Annotated in this window: 17 protein-coding genes and 1 pseudogene; 6 read left to right on the forward strand and 12 right to left on the reverse strand. The window is 62.7% G+C overall.

Features of this window, described 5'->3' with window-relative positions; genetic code table 11:
* Window positions 1-109: 109 nt before the first annotated feature.
* Complete coding sequence (locus CAY82_RS23995) at window positions 110-1,099, reverse strand: asparaginase (protein ID WP_087503338.1); 990 nt, start codon at window positions 1,097-1,099, stop codon at window positions 110-112.
* 71 nt (window positions 1,100-1,170) lie between these two features.
* Window positions 1,171-2,613: a sodium:alanine symporter family protein gene (locus CAY82_RS24000; protein WP_087503339.1), complete on the reverse strand. Its 1,443-nt coding sequence runs from the start codon at window positions 2,611-2,613 to the stop codon at window positions 1,171-1,173.
* A gap of 178 nt (window positions 2,614-2,791) precedes the next feature.
* On the opposite strand from CAY82_RS24000, the gene CAY82_RS24005 reads away from it, so the two are divergent.
* Window positions 2,792-3,601 carry a helix-turn-helix transcriptional regulator gene (locus CAY82_RS24005; protein ID WP_087503340.1) on the forward strand — a complete coding sequence of 270 codons (810 nt, stop codon included), beginning with the start codon at window positions 2,792-2,794 and terminating at the stop codon, window positions 3,599-3,601.
* A gap of 11 nt (window positions 3,602-3,612) precedes the next feature.
* Here CAY82_RS24005 and CAY82_RS24010 read toward each other — a convergent pair whose 3' ends face one another.
* The gene (locus tag CAY82_RS24010) at window positions 3,613-4,458 is read right to left on the reverse strand and encodes an alpha/beta hydrolase (protein ID WP_087503341.1); all 846 of its coding nucleotides are present in this window, start codon (window positions 4,456-4,458) and stop codon (window positions 3,613-3,615) included.
* Window positions 4,459-4,465: 7 nt separating this feature from the next.
* A complete protein-coding gene (locus CAY82_RS24015; protein ID WP_087503342.1) occupies window positions 4,466-5,257 on the reverse strand; it encodes a TSUP family transporter in 792 nt (263 codons plus the stop codon).
* Between the two features lie 287 nt (window positions 5,258-5,544).
* On the opposite strand from CAY82_RS24015, the gene CAY82_RS24025 reads away from it, so the two are divergent.
* The 3 genes and pseudogenes from CAY82_RS24025 to CAY82_RS27170 all read left to right on the forward strand — a co-directional run.
* On the forward strand, window positions 5,545-6,429 hold the full coding sequence (locus CAY82_RS24025) for a sugar nucleotide-binding protein (RefSeq protein ID WP_087503344.1): 885 nt from the start codon (window positions 5,545-5,547) through the stop codon (window positions 6,427-6,429).
* Window positions 6,422-7,354 (forward strand): NAD-dependent epimerase/dehydratase family protein, encoded by a 933-nt coding sequence (locus tag CAY82_RS24030; protein WP_087503345.1) that lies wholly within the window; start codon window positions 6,422-6,424, stop codon window positions 7,352-7,354. The genes CAY82_RS24025 and CAY82_RS24030 overlap by 8 nt, the downstream gene beginning before the upstream one ends.
* A gap of 76 nt (window positions 7,355-7,430) precedes the next feature.
* A pseudogene (locus CAY82_RS27170) lies at window positions 7,431-7,555 on the forward strand (MFS transporter); the annotation flags it as partial.
* Here the strand turns inward: CAY82_RS27170 and CAY82_RS24035 are convergent.
* The 5 genes from CAY82_RS24035 to CAY82_RS24055 form a co-directional block, all read right to left on the reverse strand.
* Entirely contained in the window at window positions 7,543-8,226 is a 684-nt protein-coding gene (locus CAY82_RS24035; RefSeq protein ID WP_087503346.1) for an OmpW family protein, read from the reverse strand. The pseudogene CAY82_RS27170 and the gene CAY82_RS24035 sit on opposite strands and share 13 nt — an antisense overlap.
* 109 nt (window positions 8,227-8,335) lie before the next feature.
* Window positions 8,336-8,830, reverse strand: a complete 495-nt coding sequence (locus CAY82_RS24040) for a DUF3299 domain-containing protein (protein WP_087503347.1) — start codon at window positions 8,828-8,830, stop codon at window positions 8,336-8,338.
* A 102-nt stretch (window positions 8,831-8,932) separates the two neighbouring features.
* The gene (locus tag CAY82_RS24045; protein WP_087503348.1) at window positions 8,933-10,198 is read right to left on the reverse strand and encodes an ABC transporter permease; all 1,266 of its coding nucleotides are present in this window, start codon (window positions 10,196-10,198) and stop codon (window positions 8,933-8,935) included.
* A complete protein-coding gene (locus tag CAY82_RS24050) occupies window positions 10,198-10,908 on the reverse strand; it encodes an ABC transporter ATP-binding protein (RefSeq protein WP_087503349.1) in 711 nt (236 codons plus the stop codon). The genes CAY82_RS24045 and CAY82_RS24050 overlap by 1 nt, the downstream gene beginning before the upstream one ends.
* Window positions 10,909-11,478: a DUF2796 domain-containing protein gene (locus CAY82_RS24055; RefSeq protein WP_087503350.1), complete on the reverse strand. Its 570-nt coding sequence runs from the start codon at window positions 11,476-11,478 to the stop codon at window positions 10,909-10,911.
* Window positions 11,479-11,608: 130 nt separating this feature from the next.
* Here CAY82_RS24055 and CAY82_RS24060 point away from each other — a divergent pair, with 130 nt between their 5' ends.
* Window positions 11,609-11,953, forward strand: coding sequence for a hypothetical protein (locus tag CAY82_RS24060; RefSeq protein ID WP_087503351.1), 345 nt, complete (start codon window positions 11,609-11,611; stop codon window positions 11,951-11,953).
* Between the two features lie 135 nt (window positions 11,954-12,088).
* Here CAY82_RS24060 and trxA read toward each other — a convergent pair whose 3' ends face one another.
* From trxA to CAY82_RS24075, 3 genes are read right to left on the reverse strand one after another with little or no spacing between them, the layout of a single operon-like run.
* A complete protein-coding gene (gene trxA / locus CAY82_RS24065; protein WP_087503352.1) occupies window positions 12,089-12,961 on the reverse strand; it encodes a thioredoxin in 873 nt (290 codons plus the stop codon).
* Window positions 12,962-12,992: 31 nt separating this feature from the next.
* Window positions 12,993-13,664 (reverse strand): methyltransferase, encoded by a 672-nt coding sequence (locus tag CAY82_RS24070; protein ID WP_087503353.1) that lies wholly within the window; start codon window positions 13,662-13,664, stop codon window positions 12,993-12,995.
* A complete protein-coding gene (locus CAY82_RS24075) occupies window positions 13,665-14,117 on the reverse strand; it encodes a YbaY family lipoprotein (RefSeq protein WP_087503354.1) in 453 nt (150 codons plus the stop codon).
* Window positions 14,118-14,223: 106 nt separating this feature from the next.
* Between CAY82_RS24075 and nrdR the strand changes: the two genes are divergently transcribed.
* Window positions 14,224-14,688, forward strand: coding sequence for a transcriptional regulator NrdR (nrdR, locus tag CAY82_RS24080; RefSeq protein ID WP_003255402.1), 465 nt, complete (start codon window positions 14,224-14,226; stop codon window positions 14,686-14,688).

Here is a 14,688-nt window from a genome sequence, read left to right on the forward strand (position 1 = left end):
GGGCCTATTCGCGGGTGAACCCGCTCCCACAGGTACCGTACAAGTCTCTGGAACTGTGACGCCCCTGTAGGAGCGGGTTTACCCGCGAAGAGGCCAGAGCAGGTAACAGTCAGGCCCGCTCGCCACACAGGTCCAGGGCAAACCACCGCTCTGCCGTGTCGACATCCAGCCCGGCCCCCAACAGCGCAACCATCTTGGCCAGCGCCGCCTCGCGGGTCATGCCCCCACCACTGACCAGCCCGGCCCCGCGCAAGCGGTTACCCGCCGCATAGGTATCGAACACAACCGAACCCTCAGGGCACTGGCTGATAGCCGCCAGCATCACGCCTCGCTGGCGCGCCGCGCTCAGCACATCCAGCAATGCCTGATCATCCGACGGCCCGGTACCGCTGCCGTAGCATTCAAGCAGCAACCCTTGCACGCCGCTGCCCAGCAACGCCTGCAAGTGCCCAGCCTGAAGGCCGGGGAACACAGGTACTACCGCCAGGTTGACCGGCTGGCGCGGGTGCTTGTAGCCAAGCTCGGCAGGGATCGCAGTGGCGCGCTCACTGTCACGATGACGCGGCAGCGCGACAAAGGCATCGAACGCCTCGCTGCGTAGCTTCGACGCCCGGCAGCCATGCAGCAGTTGCCCATGGAAGTACAGCTGCACGCCATCTTCCAGCCCTTGTTCGAACTGGCGCAGCGCGCCGCACAGGTTGCCCCAGGCGTCGCTGTCCGCGGCTCCCGCCGGCAGCATCGAGCCGGTCAGTAGCACCGGTACCGGCAGGCCCAGCAGCAGGAACGACAATGCTGCGGCGCTGTAGGCCAGGCTATCGGTGCCATGCAGCACCAGTACGCCATCATGGCCAGCTACCTCTACCGCTGCGACTATGGCATCGCGCATCGCCAGCCAGTTGTGCTGTTGCATGTTGGCGCTGTCGAGCAGCGGGTTCAGTTCCTGCAGTGTCCACTGCACCTGGGGCGCATCGGCCATGTGGGCGAAGTGTTCGCGCATGCGCGCTTCGAAACCACCAGCCGGCGCCAAGCCTTCGGGGGTTTCGAGCATGCCGATGGTGCCCCCGGTATAGAGAACGAGGAGATTCTTTACTGCTCGCATGGGAAGTATCCGTAGCGGTGAGCGGAGAAAGGTAAGCCGCCCACGAACGGGGCGGCTGGGAGGAGAGGATATCAGCGCTGCGTTTGGACTTCGCCGACTGCTTTGTCAGTGGCTGTTTCCGCCTGCGGATTGGCAGGCCAGGCATTGAGGTCCAGGTCCAGGTCGGCGAACTTGGCCGAGTCGAACACTGGCTGGTCGATGCCCGCCTTGCGCTGCTCGTCATAGTCGCGCATCACTCGCAGGCCGACCTTGAACAGCAGGGCCAGGGCCACCAGGTTGACGAAGGCCAGGCAGGTCATGGTGATATCGGCGAAGGCGAATACGGTCGACAGGTCCTGCAACGAACCCCACACCACCAGCGCCAGTACCAGGCCACGGAACACCATCAGTACCACGCGATTGCGGCTGAGGAACTGCAGGCTGTTCTCGCCCAGGTAGTAGTTGTAGAGGATGCAGGTGAACACGAACAGCGACAGTGCCACGCTGACGAACACGCGGCCCCAGTCACCGACCACGGCGGCCAGCGAGTTCTGGGTCAGGACGATGCCGTCACCTTCGAAGCCCGGGGTGTAGAAGCCCGACAGCAGGATCAGCAGCGCGGTGCAGGTGCAGATCAGGAAGGTGTCGAGGAACACGCTGAAGGCCTGGACCACGCCCTGGGCACCCGGGTGTTTCACGGCGGCCACGGCGGCGACGTTCGGCGCGCTGCCCAAGCCCGCTTCGTTGGCGAACACACCACGTTTCACGCCCATGACGATGGCGCTGCCGAGCAGGCCGGCGAAGGCCGGGTCGAGGCCGAAGGCGCTCTTGAAGATGGTTTCCAGCATGGCCGGCACGTGCTCGATCTGGGTGCCGATCACGTACAGGGTTACGCCGATATAGGCCAGGGTCTTGACCGGTACCAGCAGGTCCGACACCGCGGCGATGCGCTTGATGCCGCCGATGAAGGTGAGGGCCAGCAGTACGGCGAGGACGATACCGGTGTGCTTGGGGTCGAAGGCGAAGGCGTTCTGCAGCGAGTGGGTCACGGTGTACGACTGCAGGCCGATGAAGGCGAAGCCGTAGGTGACCAGCAGCAGGATGGAGAACACGATGGCCATGCTTTTCAGCTTCAGGCCGTGCTGGATGTAGTAGGCCGGGCCGCCACGGTACAGGCCGTCGCCGTCGGCGCGCTTGTAGACCTGGGCCAGGGTGCATTCGAAGAAGCTGCTGGACATGCCCACCAATGCGGTGACCCACATCCAGAACACGGCGCCTGGGCCACCCAGGGTCACGGCAATGCCGACACCGGCGATGTTACCGGCACCCACGCGGCCGGCCAGGCTCAGCATCAAGGCCTGGAAGGAGCTCAACTGGCCTGCCTGGCCCCGCAGCGACTCTTTGAACACACCGAACATGTGACCGAAGTGGCGGAACTGGACGAACCGGGATCGGATGGTGAAGTAGCTACCCAACCCCACGATCAGCACGATGAGAAGTTTCCCCGAGAGGAAATCGTTGATTACTTCGAGCATTGGAAATGACCTCGATTCTTATTGTTCGTGTGGAAAGACCAGCGGACGGCAGGCGCACCGCTATTCATGGGGGCGCATGGTTGGCTATGACAAGGACGGTTACAATTTCGCGGCTTGCTCCGATTTGGTGCAACTTGATGCTACAATGGCGCCATTCGCGTCACCTGAGTCCGCTGTCATGAGCGATCATTTCGCTACCAACCTCAAACTGGCTTGCAGCCATTACCGCTCTATCTCCGAAGTTTGCCGCCAGGTTGCGATCAACCGTGCGCAATTCAACAAGTATCTGAGTGGGCAGAGCCGCCCGACGGCTTACAACCTCAAGCGCATCGGCGATTTCTTCGGTGTCGAAGATTACGAATTGAATTTGCCACCCGAGCAGTTCAGCCGCTTGATCGGTGCTCGTGTGTCGGCCCCGGCCGAGCAGCCCGGCGACCCGATCAGCGATCTGTTCCGCCCATTGCACGCCCATGCGGGGAACCTGTCGCGCTATTGCGGCTATTACCTGGAGTATTCCAACTGCATGTCGGTCCCGGGCACGGTCCTGGTGTCACTGGTGCACCTGTGGGAAGAGCGCGGGCAGTTCCTTTTCGAACGCCAGGAACGCCAGGAACGCTCCAGCGCCACCGACCCCCATGCCGAGGTGCGTTGCCGCTACCTGGGTGCGGCGTTCCAGTTGCAGGACCGGATGTTCCTGGTCGACTACGAGTCGCTGACTTTCAACGAGATGAGCCAGACTATCCTCATCCCCAGCTTCAAAAGCCGCATCACCCGCCTTAACGGCCTGAAGGCCGGCGTATCCAGCGGCGACCAGCGCTACCCGGCCTGCACCCGGGTGGTGTGGGATTACCTGGGAGTGGAGATCAATCGCATCAACGCCTACCGGCAGGTAAAACTGTACCAGCCGGATGATCCACGTATAGATAACGACATCCGTGAGCGTTTGAGTGCGAGACCGCTTACTAACGGGTTGTTTGAAATCAAGTAATGGCCAACACGTCAAGCGTCGTCGAGGATGAAAGCTTCCACGGCGCTCGCAACCTGATCGGCAATCGCTGGTGCACTGCGTAAGTGGGCGGCGATGCCATGGTCACAGTCTGTAAGAAACAGGCATTGCAAACGCTCCGCTGAAACCGATTGCATCAGGGCCTGGGTAACTTCTTCAGGAATCGGGCTGTAGCGTTCGGCGCCGGCCAGCCACAGGTTACCTGCGCTAGTGCCCGGATCTTTGCCAAAACGTTGTGAATTCAGCCCGTCATATTCGCCGATCACCATCAGAACTCTGCCTTGGAACCGCTTGAGGAAGGCATAACTGTCGCAATCGAGAAAACCGTAGGGTTTTCTGATCGCGGCCGTGAATGCCGGGCCGAACGGTACCTGGTGAGCATGGTCTGGATAGACCGCCGGGCAGATCAGGACGATGCTGTCCACTTGCGGCAACTGTGCTGCAAGTTTTAGCGTTATTGCCGCACCGAGGCTGTGGCCTATTATCGTTCGACAGCGAAGTGCGATATGTGCGTGGAAACGCCGTGCTTCATCAAGGTTCGTAGCCAGTGAAGGCGACACTGCACCTGGCTCACTGGCGAGGCTATGGCCTGACAGATTGGCAGTGAGTGAACCAATGCCTGCGGCTTGCAGGCGATAGAGCAGGGGATTGAGCCGGGTAAAGTCGGAGCGCGCGCCCCCCAGGACGAATGCAGGCGCTGCGCGCTCGATATCGGGTAGCAGCAATCGGGCTTGTTGCTGGTAGTTTCCAAATACTTCGTCGATGAACAGTTCTTTGCCTGGAGCGAGTTCGTCGAACTGCCATTTCAGGCGCTGAGAAGATTCCGTTTGCAAGTGCATGGGGCCTCTAGAGGAATTGCTTGAGCCATTCGCCGAGTGGATTTCCCGTATCGAGTAGCAGTTTGATTGCCATGATGATGCAGACACTGACCAGCAGCGGCTTTATGAGGCGAGAGCCGAAACGAACTGCGCAGCGTGCACCCAATTGCGCGCCCAGAAACGCGGCCAGCGCCATTGCCAGCGCGAGCGGCCAGATGATGGCCCCACTGAGTGAAAAGACTGACAATGCGCCCAGGTTACAGGCTGCGTTCAAGAGCTTGCTGGTGCACACGGCTTGTATCAGGTGCTGGCCGAGGAGAATCACGCAGGCCAGCATGAAGAACGAGCCGACTCCAGGGCCGAAGATGCCATCATAAAACCCGATGATTGGAGCAACCGCCAGACAGAAAAGGCTAGTCGATATCTTCGCCTTGCGCGTTTGTTCATTCGGCTTTGGGCTAAAGGCAAAGTAGGCTGCTATCAGGATCAGCAATGGCGGAACGCATGCCTGCAAAAGACTTTTGGGGACATAAGTTATCGACAAGGCCCCCAAAGCGCCTCCAATAAACGACATCACCGCCATTGGGCTGCCTTGTCTCCAGTCGATCATGCCTTTGCGGGCGAAAGCGCACGTAGCCGAAACGGTAGCCGAGGCTGCCTGGAATTTGTTGGTGGCGATTGCTGCCAAGGGCTCTATACCGGAAAGAAACAATACAGGGAGTGTAATCAGGCCTCCGCCTCCGGCGATAGCATCGAAAAAGCCGGCCATGAGTGCAACAAGTGCGAGTATCGGAACAAGCGTCAAATCGAATTCGATCATTGGTTTTCCCTGTGATTAATCACGAACCAGCAGCGGGTCTTCAACTAGCACCAACGGTTCTGCAAAGGGAGAGTATCCGAATTGACGTATGAACAGGCGTCGATTGTCCTGAACCCTCTCGCGGCCGTGCGACGCTCTGCTGTTATTGCCACTCCCTTGGCTTCCGGGCTGCTCGAGTCTGTAATGGTTTGGCTTGCAAAGGCTATGGCCCGACGTTGGACTTCCCCGCCCAGAAACAGCAAAATGACTTCTTTCCTTCAATCAACCTCTCCGGATCTGCTGACTCTATGCGTATGCGCCTAATGCTGTTGGGTGGTGGCAATGCCCTCGGGCAAGCGCTGATTCGTCTTGGGGCCGAGGAGGACATCGCTTTCCTGGCGCCGCGCCCGCCCGAGAACGGCTGGACGCCGGCCAGCCTCACCCAGCTGCTGGACGATCATCGCCCTGATGCCTTGGTCAACCTGGCCTACTACTTCGACTGGTTCCAGGCCGAGGCAGTCAGCGAGCAACGCCTGGCCCAGCAGGAGCGGGCGGTGGAGCGGCTGGCGGAGCTGTGCCAGCACCACCAGATCACCTTGGTGCAGCCTTCCAGCTACCGGGTGTTCGATGGTTCGCGGGCCACGGCCTACAGCGAAAAGGACGAACCGGTGCCGCTGGGCCTGCGTGGCCAGGCCCTGTGGCGCATCGAGCAGAGCGTGCGCGCGGCTTGCCCGCAACACGTGCTGTTGCGCTTTGGTTGGCTGCTCGACGAAAGTATCGATGGGGCGCTGGGCCGCTTCCTGACCCGTGCCGAGCAACCCCAGGAGCTACTGTTGGCCGATGACCGGCGCGGTAATCCGACGCCGGTCGACGACGCTGCCCGGGTGATCCTGTCGGTGCTCAAGCAACTCGATTGCAGCGCGCCGCTGTGGGGCACCTACCATTACGCCGGCAACGAGGCAACCACGCCGCTTGCGCTGGGCCAGGCGATCCTCGCCGAGGCCGGCCATTATCGCCAGTTGGCCGTGCAGGCACCGACGCCGCAGGCCCATGCCGCGCGCCCGGATGCCAGCGAAGAGCCGCAGCACGCAGTACTGGCCTGCAAGAAAATCCTTCACACCTTCGGCATCAAGCCGCGCGCCTGGCGTGCCGGCCTGCCGCCCCTACTGGACCGGTTCTACCGCCATGGCTGACGCCCCCATCCTGATCACCGGCGGTGCCGGCTTCATTGGCTCCCACCTGTGCGATGCGTTGTTGGACAAAGGCTACGCCGTACGCATTCTCGATGACTTCTCCACTGGCCGGCGGGACAACCTGCCGGTCGGCCACCCACGGCTGGAACTGGTTGAAGGTGATGTCGCCGATGCCGGGCTGGTCACGCAGGTTGCGGCTGGCTGCAGTGCCGTGGTGCACCTGGCGGCAGTGGCCTCGGTGCAGGCCTCGGTCGAGGACCCGGTGCGGACCCACCAGAGCAATTTCATCGGCACCCTCAACGTGTGCGAAGCCATGCGCGTGCATGGCCTGCGCCGGGTGTTGTTCGCCTCCAGTGCAGCGGTGTATGGCAACAATGGCGAAGGCGAGTCAATTGCCGAAGACACCCCCAAGGCGCCGCTGACCCCTTATGCCGTGGATAAGCTGGCCAGTGAACAGTACCTGGACTTCTACCGTCGCCAGCATGGCCTGGAGCCGGTGGTGTTCCGCTTCTTCAATATCTTCGGGCCGCGGCAGGACCCGTCCTCGCCGTATTCCGGGGTGATCAGCATCTTCTCCGAACGCGCTGTGCAGGGTTTGCCGATTACGGTGTTCGGTGATGGCGAGCAGACCCGGGACTTCCTCTACGTGGGCGACCTGGTGCAGGTGATGGTGCAGGCGCTGGAGCAGCCGCAGGTCGAGGAGGGGGCGGTGAATATCGGCCTCAACCAGGCTACGTCGCTTAACCAGTTGCTGGCGGCGCTGGAGAAAGTGGTGGGTAGCTTGCCGGCGGTCAGCTATGTGGCGGCACGTTCGGGTGACATTCGCCATTCGCGGGCTGATAACCAGCGCTTGCTGACGCGGTTCGAGTTTCCGCAGGCGACGCCGATTGTCGAGGGGTTGGCGCGGCTTTTGGGTAAGCGCTGAAATCCCTGGGGGCGCTTTGCGCCCCTTTCGCGACACAAGGCCGCTCCCACAGGGATAGCGTAAAGCCAATAGACGTGCGGTCATGGCCAGCTGGTTGTATGCCCATTGGGGATCAGCGCGGTCGCGCTGGAGTACTGGCTATGGCTGCAACGAGCGAGGGCGGCCGAAGCCGCCCTGCAATGTTCAGGTCAGAACTTGTAGCCAAGGCCGACCATGTACACCCACGGGTCGACCTCGACGTCGACCTTGGTCTTGCTGTAGCCCAGTGCGGACGGGCCGTCGACGCTGGCCTTGGTGTCGATGTCGATGTACCAGACCGAGGCGTTGACCAGCAGGTTGTCGGTGATCATGTAGTCCATGCCCAGCTGGCCGGCGATGCCGACCGAGTCCTGCAGCTTCAGGTTGCTGAAGCCCTGCTGCTTGCGTGCACTACTGAGGTCTTCATCGAAGAACAGGGTGTAGTTGATGCCGACGCCGGCATACGGCTGGAACTTGGAAGTCGGTTCCATCGGGTAGTACTGCAGCGACAGGGTCGGTGGCAGTTGCTTGATGTCGGCCAGCTTGCCGTCCAGACCGCCGCCCAGGCCTTTGACCCCGACGGTGTGCTTGAATGGGCTGGCGGCCAGCAGTTCCAGGCCTACGTGGTCGGTGAGCATGTAGGCGAAGGTCAGGCCCAGCTGGGTGTCGCTGTCCAGGGTCGCCTTGGTGCCCGAGACTTTGTTGCCGTCGAATTTCAGGTCGCCGCTGCTTTCGTTGGGAGCGGTGGTGATGGCACCGGCGCGGACGATGACATCGCCAGCCTGGTGGGCGTGGGCGACAGGGGCAGCGAGCGCCAGGGCCGCAAGGGCGGCGCTGAGCAAGGACTTGTTCATGGAAGCTCCCAAAGGACGTGAGTAATCGAGTAGTCCAATGGTACGGATGCGGTTAAACAGAAAGTTTGACCCAGCTCAAAGAAGCGTCTTTACCAATTCGAAACAGTTCTCATCTCAGCTCATAAGCGTATATTTTCTCGGCTTCCATCTGGTAACCGGCATCGGCCAGTTCGCTGCTGGAGGCTCTGACCTGCATCTTTCCCTCGATCCAGTAGGGCTGGTAGAGGTCTTCGACCCGCACGCCCATTTCACTGAAAATGTGCACGATCTGGTTCGAGGGTGGTGGTGGCACGTGGATGCACGCGCCGTAGTAAGGAACTAGCAGGAACTCGGTGGTGCGGCCTTCTTCGCTCACCTCCAGCGGCACGATGTAGCCGGGCAGTTTGATCTGCTGGCCGTCGAGACTTTTTACCACCGGGGCGTCGGGGGCCTGTTGGCGCGCTGGTGGGGCGGATTCGGCGGACAGGGCGTTGCTGAGCTGCGACATGTCATGCAGTGGTGCGAGTTGGGGCGCAATGACCGGGGCGCCTTCGGGGATAAGGGCAGGCCAGTCCAGTTCGCGGGGTTCCGAGGCCCAGGTGGGCGATGCCAGCGAAAGCAGCATGACCAGTAGTAGTTGTACTGCCTGTACTGGCCTCTTCGTGGGTGAACCCGCTCCCACAGAACCCGCGAAGAAGGCGGTGAGATTTCTGATCATTGCATGCACTCAGAGGTGAATGGACAAGCCATCGGCCAGCGACTGCCGATAGGCTCGCCACGCCGGCACGCTGCCCATCAGCAGCGCAGCTCCCAAGATGATAGCCAGCAACGTCCATTCATGAGCGCTTGGCATGGCCAGCGGCAAATACAAGCCATAGTTGGCCTGCACATACCCCTGGGCCAGCACTATACCTGCATACAGCAAGCCAAGCCCGGCAGCGATCCCTACAGCCGCCAGCGACAGCGCCTCCAGCACCAGCAGCCCCGCGACATGCCACGGCCTGGCGCCAACCGAGCGCAATATCGCCATCTCCCGGCGGCGTTCGTTGAGGCTGGTAAGAATGGCCGTGAGCATGCCGATCAGGCCGGTCAGCACCACGAACAGCGATACCACGAACAATGCCTGCTCCGCAGTGCCCATCAGGCTCCACAACTCCTGCAGCGCCACCCCGGGCAGGATCGCCAGCAACGGCTCGCTGCGGTACTCATTGATCTCTCGCTGCAGGCTGAATGTCGCGATCTTGCTGTTCAGGCCGAGCATGAACGCAGTGATGGCGGCAGGTTGCAGGTCCATGGTCCGCGCCTGCTCGGCGCTGATACGTCCTGCACCACGGGCCGGCACGCCGTTGTGCCAGTCGATGTGGATGGCTTCCATGCCACCCAGGCTGATATGCAGCGTGCGGTCGACCGGCGTGCCGGTGCGCTTGAGCACTCCGACCACGGTAAACGGCTTGTCGTCGTGCTTGACCAGGCTGATCGCTGCGACACCATGTGCCAGCACCAGCTTGTCGCCCAGTTTGTAGTGCAACGCCTCGGCCACTTCGGCTCCGAGCACCACCTCGAATGGGTCGTCGGCGAACGCGCGGCCCTGGCTCAGTTCCAGGTGCTGGCGGCGACCGTACTGGTAATGGCTGAAGTAGTCGCCGGTAGTACCCATCACCCGATAACCGCGGTGCGAATCGCCCAGCGAGATAGGAATGGCCCATTTCACCCGCGGGTCCTTGGCGTAGTGCTCATAGCTGTCCCAGCGGATGTTGTTGGTGGCGTTGCCGATGCGGAACACCGAGTACAGCAGCAGGTTCACCGAGCCTGACCGGGCGCCGACGATCAGGTCGGTACCGCTGATGGTGCTGGCGAAGCTGGCCCGCGCTTCGGTACGGACCCGCTCCACGGCCAGCAGCAGGCACACCGACAGGGCAATGGCAAAGGCGGTGAGGAACGCGGTGAAACGGCGGTTGGCCAGGCTGGCCAAGGCAAGGCGGAACAGATACATCAGGCCTCCCGGGGCTTGGCGGCACGATTGAGTTCGGCCAGCGACAGGTGGCGGTCGAACAGCGGCGCCAGGCTCTGGTCGTGGCTGACGAACAGCAGGCTGGCGCCAGCGGCGCGGCATTCATCGAACAGCAGGCGGATGAACGCTTCCCGGGTGTCGGCATCCAGCGCCGAGGTTGGTTCGTCGGCGATCACCAGTTCGGGTTGGCCGATCAGTGCGCGGGCGGCGGCAACGCGTTGCTGCTGACCGATCGACAGGCTGTCGGCGCGGCGGGCGAGCAGGGCGGGGTCGTCCAGGCCCAGGTGGGCCAGCAGCTTGCTGGCCGCCTGGTCGACACTTCCATGGCGCTGCTCGGCGCGGGCCTTGCGGCTGCGCGAGAAGCGGCAGGGCAGCTCGACATTTTCGCGTACCGACAGGAACGGCAGCAGGTTGAACTGCTGGAAGATGTAGCCAGTATGGTCGACCCGGAAGCGGTCACGAGCGCCTTGGCCCAGGCGGCCGAGGTCCTGGCCGAGCAGCTGGATACGGCCCTGGCCCGGCACATTCACCCCACCCAGAAGGCCCAGCAAAGTGGTCTTGCCGCTGCCGCTGGGGCCCTTGAGGAACAGGGCCTCGCCAGCCTCCAGGCAGAATGCCGGAATATCCAGCAGCGCCGGTTGACCTGGCCATGCGAACACCAGGTCATGCAGTTCGATCAACGGTTGGCGCATTCAGAACGCGACCGCGGCCTTGGCCGGCGTGGTTTCCACGCCTTTCTGGCCATTGGGGCCGATCAGTTGCACGTTGATTTTCTGGGTGGCCGGGAAGGCCTTGAACAGTGGCGCGAGGTCCACCTGTGCCAGTTTGTCGGGGTTGGTGCAGGTCAGCTGGTAGTGGGCGCCGATGTCGCTGTGCTGGTGGCCATGCTCGTGCTCGTCATCGTCGTCGGCTTTCGGGGCGTCACCGAACAGCGGGCTTTCCAGTTCCTGCTGGTCTTCCTTGCAACCGGCGGCAGCGGGCAGGCCGAACAGCTTCAGCGGTTGCTCGAGCTGCTGGCGCACCGCCGCGACCTTGGCCTTGTCGGCGTCGCTGTTGGCGGCGTGTTCGAAGCCGACCAGGTTCATTGCCGGGCTGTCCAGCTCCAGCTCGAGGGTGTTGCCATCGAGCACGACATTGAGCTTGGCCACGCCATGCTCGTGGGCACCGAGGGTGCCATGGGCGTGGTCATGATCATGGTCATCAGCGTGGGCATTGGCCAGGGGCAGCAAGGCGAAGGGCAGGGCGAGCAACAGGCGACGCATGGACGACTCCGGAGCGGGCGGGAAGGTTGGGTTATGTTATAACGACTTTTCCGCGCGCCGCCAGTCTGCGTGGCGCAGGTTTCATGTTGGGGTAGGATGGTGGCATTGATTTGGGTTCAAGGAATGCAGCATGAGAATTCGTGGACAGATTGGTGACTGGCCTGTGGATCTGACCATCGAGCTGGAACCTGAAGAGTGGGCGCAACTGGGGCGGCAGATCGAATTGCCCGCGGTGGCGCATACCCCAGCAACGGAAACCGTGGCGACAACTCGGCAGGATGATGGGCAATGGACTGCGGCGTGTGAGGTGTTGCGCCTGGCTGGGCAGATGAACGGGCCGGAATTGCTTGATCGGCTGGAGGGGCTGGCGGGGAGTACGGCGGCGGGCAAGCGGCTGCTGGTGCGCTTGCGGCATAGCAGTGAGGTGAAGGTGGAAAGTGGCGTGGATGCGCCGGTTTATCACTGGGTGGGATAAATCTCTATTGCCTGTGCTGGCCTATTCGCGGGTAAACCCGCTCCCACAGGATTTCACCGCACTTGGGACCTGTGCAGTACCTGTGGGAGCGGGTTTACCCGCGAACGAGGGCGAAGCCCTCGCAACGGCCTCAGGTCAGAACATCGCCGCCGACAACTTGCGACGATACACGCCAACCAGCGGGTGATCACCGCCCAGCAGCTCGAACACCTGCAGCAACGCCTTCTGCGGCAACCCGTTCTCATAACCACGGTTACGCTGGAACAGCTTCAGCAACCCTTCCAGCGCCGCTTCATACTGCTGGCGTGCCAGTTGCTGGATACTCAGCTGATAAGCCGCCTCGTCATCCTGCGGGTTCTGCGCCAGGCGGCTTTTCAGGTCGGCCACTTCCGGCAGGCTGGCAGCCTGGCGCAGGAAGGTCAGCTGGGCCTTGGCGCCGGCCAGCGCAGCCTTGTGTTCGTCAGTCTTGACCGCATCCAGCACTACCTGGGCTTCACCCAGCTCCCCGCGCTCGGCCAGGCAGCGGGCGTACAGGATCAGCGCCTCGGCATTGCTGTTGTCATCACTCAGCAGCGCCTGCAACAGCGCTTCGGCCTCGGCAAAGCGGCTTTCGGCAAACAGCCCCTTGGCCTGCTCCAGCGGTGATGCGCTGGGTGCGGCGGGCAGTTGCACGTGTGGCTCGAGCATGGCGCGGATCGCCGACTCCGGCTGCGCTCCGGCAAAACCGTCCACCGGCTGGCCGTCCTTGAACAGCACCACGGTCGGCAGGCTGCGGATACCGAACTGGGCAACCACCTGTTGCTCCAGGTCGCAGTTGATCTTGGCCAGCAGCAGCTCGCCCTGATAGCCCTCGGCGATCTTCGCCAGCAATGGCATCAGCGCCTTGCACGGCGCACACCACTCGGCCCAGAAGTCCACCAGCACCGGCTTGTGGAAGGAGTTCTCGATCACCAGTTGCTGGAAGGTGGCATCGGTGGCGTCGAAAATGTAAGGCGTGTCTTGGGTCATCGCGACTCTCGCAAACTCGTGAATGGCACCACTATAAGGTGTCGCGGCTCGCGTGGTACAGGCTGACCCGGCGGAATTCGTGTGGCTCGGCCAGGTCCGGCAGGGTCAGTGCTTCAAGCACACCCAGCTGCTGGTACAGCGGGTGGCTGAAGTCGCGTACCCGCGAGTCTGCCACCAGCGCCTGGCGGCCGCGCCCGAGGAAGGCATCCAGCAACGGCAGGTTGGCGCGGTCGTACAGCACATCGGCAACCAGGATCAGGTCGAAGCGGTCGTCCTCGGCGAAGAAATCGCTGCTGTAACCCAGTTCCACCCCGTTCAGCGCGGCATTCGCGCGGCAGGCATCGAGGGCCATCGGGTCGAGGTCGCAGGCCACCACTTCCAGCGCACCGGCGCGGGCGGCGGCAATGCCGGCGATACCGGAGCCGGCGCCAAAGTCCAGTACGCGTTTGCCGGCTACCCACTCCGGGCGCTCGGCCAGGTAACGGGCCATGGCCAGGCCGCTGGCCCAGCAGAAGCTCCAGTAGGGTGGTTCTTCAAGAATTCGCCGGGTCTCTTCGCTGCTGAAGGCGCGGTCCATGTTCTGGTCGTCGATCAGCCACAGCTTCAGGTCGCAGCCGGGCAGCTCGCTGACGATAAGGCGCGCTTCGCCGATCAGGCTGCTGAGGGCCTGTTGCAGGGGCTGTTGTAGGGAGACTGGCGCCACTTATGGCGCCTTCTCGAAACGCAGCGGGCCGGTGACCTGGGTCTGGGCCTGGGTAATGCGTACGGGCGGCAGGTGCATGATCAGTTGGCCGGAGCGGCTGGCACGGCCGCGCAGTTCGACCCGGGCACCGGCGGGGAAGGCCTCGGGGTTGAAGCGCAGGCGGTAGGGCAGGGCCTGGCCGGTGCCGGTCAGGTTGCTGCTGGCCAGCAGGCGTTGTGGGCGGTCACGTTCGTCGATGACCAGCAACGCCAGCTCCACGTCAGCACCGGGGGGGATTTCCAGTAAGGTGCCGCTCAGCTCGCGCTGGTAGGCCGGCAGCGGGCCCAGTACTTCGGCGGGTTTGGCCGTGCGGGCTGGCGTGGGTGCCGGAGGGGTGTCGGGCTTCGGCCTGTCGCTGCCGCAGGCGGCGAGCAGGGCGGCGCAGCACAGCACGACGAGCGCTCGGTAGTGCATGGGGTAGTCCTTCACGGGCAGATTTCCCATGGATGTTAACCCCTTTGGCTTGTCTTGCCAGTGGGATGCGCTACCATGGCCCTCCCTTTTTTTGTTGCCTGCCACCATGCACTGTCCCTTCTGCGGTGCCAACGACACCAAGGTCATCGACTCTCGCCTCGTCGCCGAGGGCGAGCAGGTGCGCCGCCGCCGCGAATGCGTCGCCTGCGGTGAGCGCTTCACCACCTTCGAAACCGCCGAGCTGGTGCTGCCCCGGCTGATCAAGCAGGACGGCACGCGCCAACCCTTCGACGAAGAAAAACTGCGCGCCGGCATGCAGCGGGCACTGGAAAAGCGCCCGGTCAGCGTCGAGCGCCTGGAAGCGGCGTTGGCGCATATCAAGAGCCGCCTGCGTGCGACCGGTGAGCGCGAAGTCAAATCGCTGGTGGTGGGTGAAATGGTCATGGCCGAGCTGCGCAAGCTCGACGAAGTGGCCTATATCCGTTTTGCCTCGGTTTACCGGCGCTTCCAGGACCTCGACGAGTTCCGCGAAGAAATCGACCGCCTGGCCCGCGAGCCGGCTAAAGAGTGA

It is taken from the genome of Pseudomonas sp. SID14000, from assembly GCF_002165135.1.
GTDB lineage: Bacteria > Pseudomonadota > Gammaproteobacteria > Pseudomonadales > Pseudomonadaceae > Aquipseudomonas.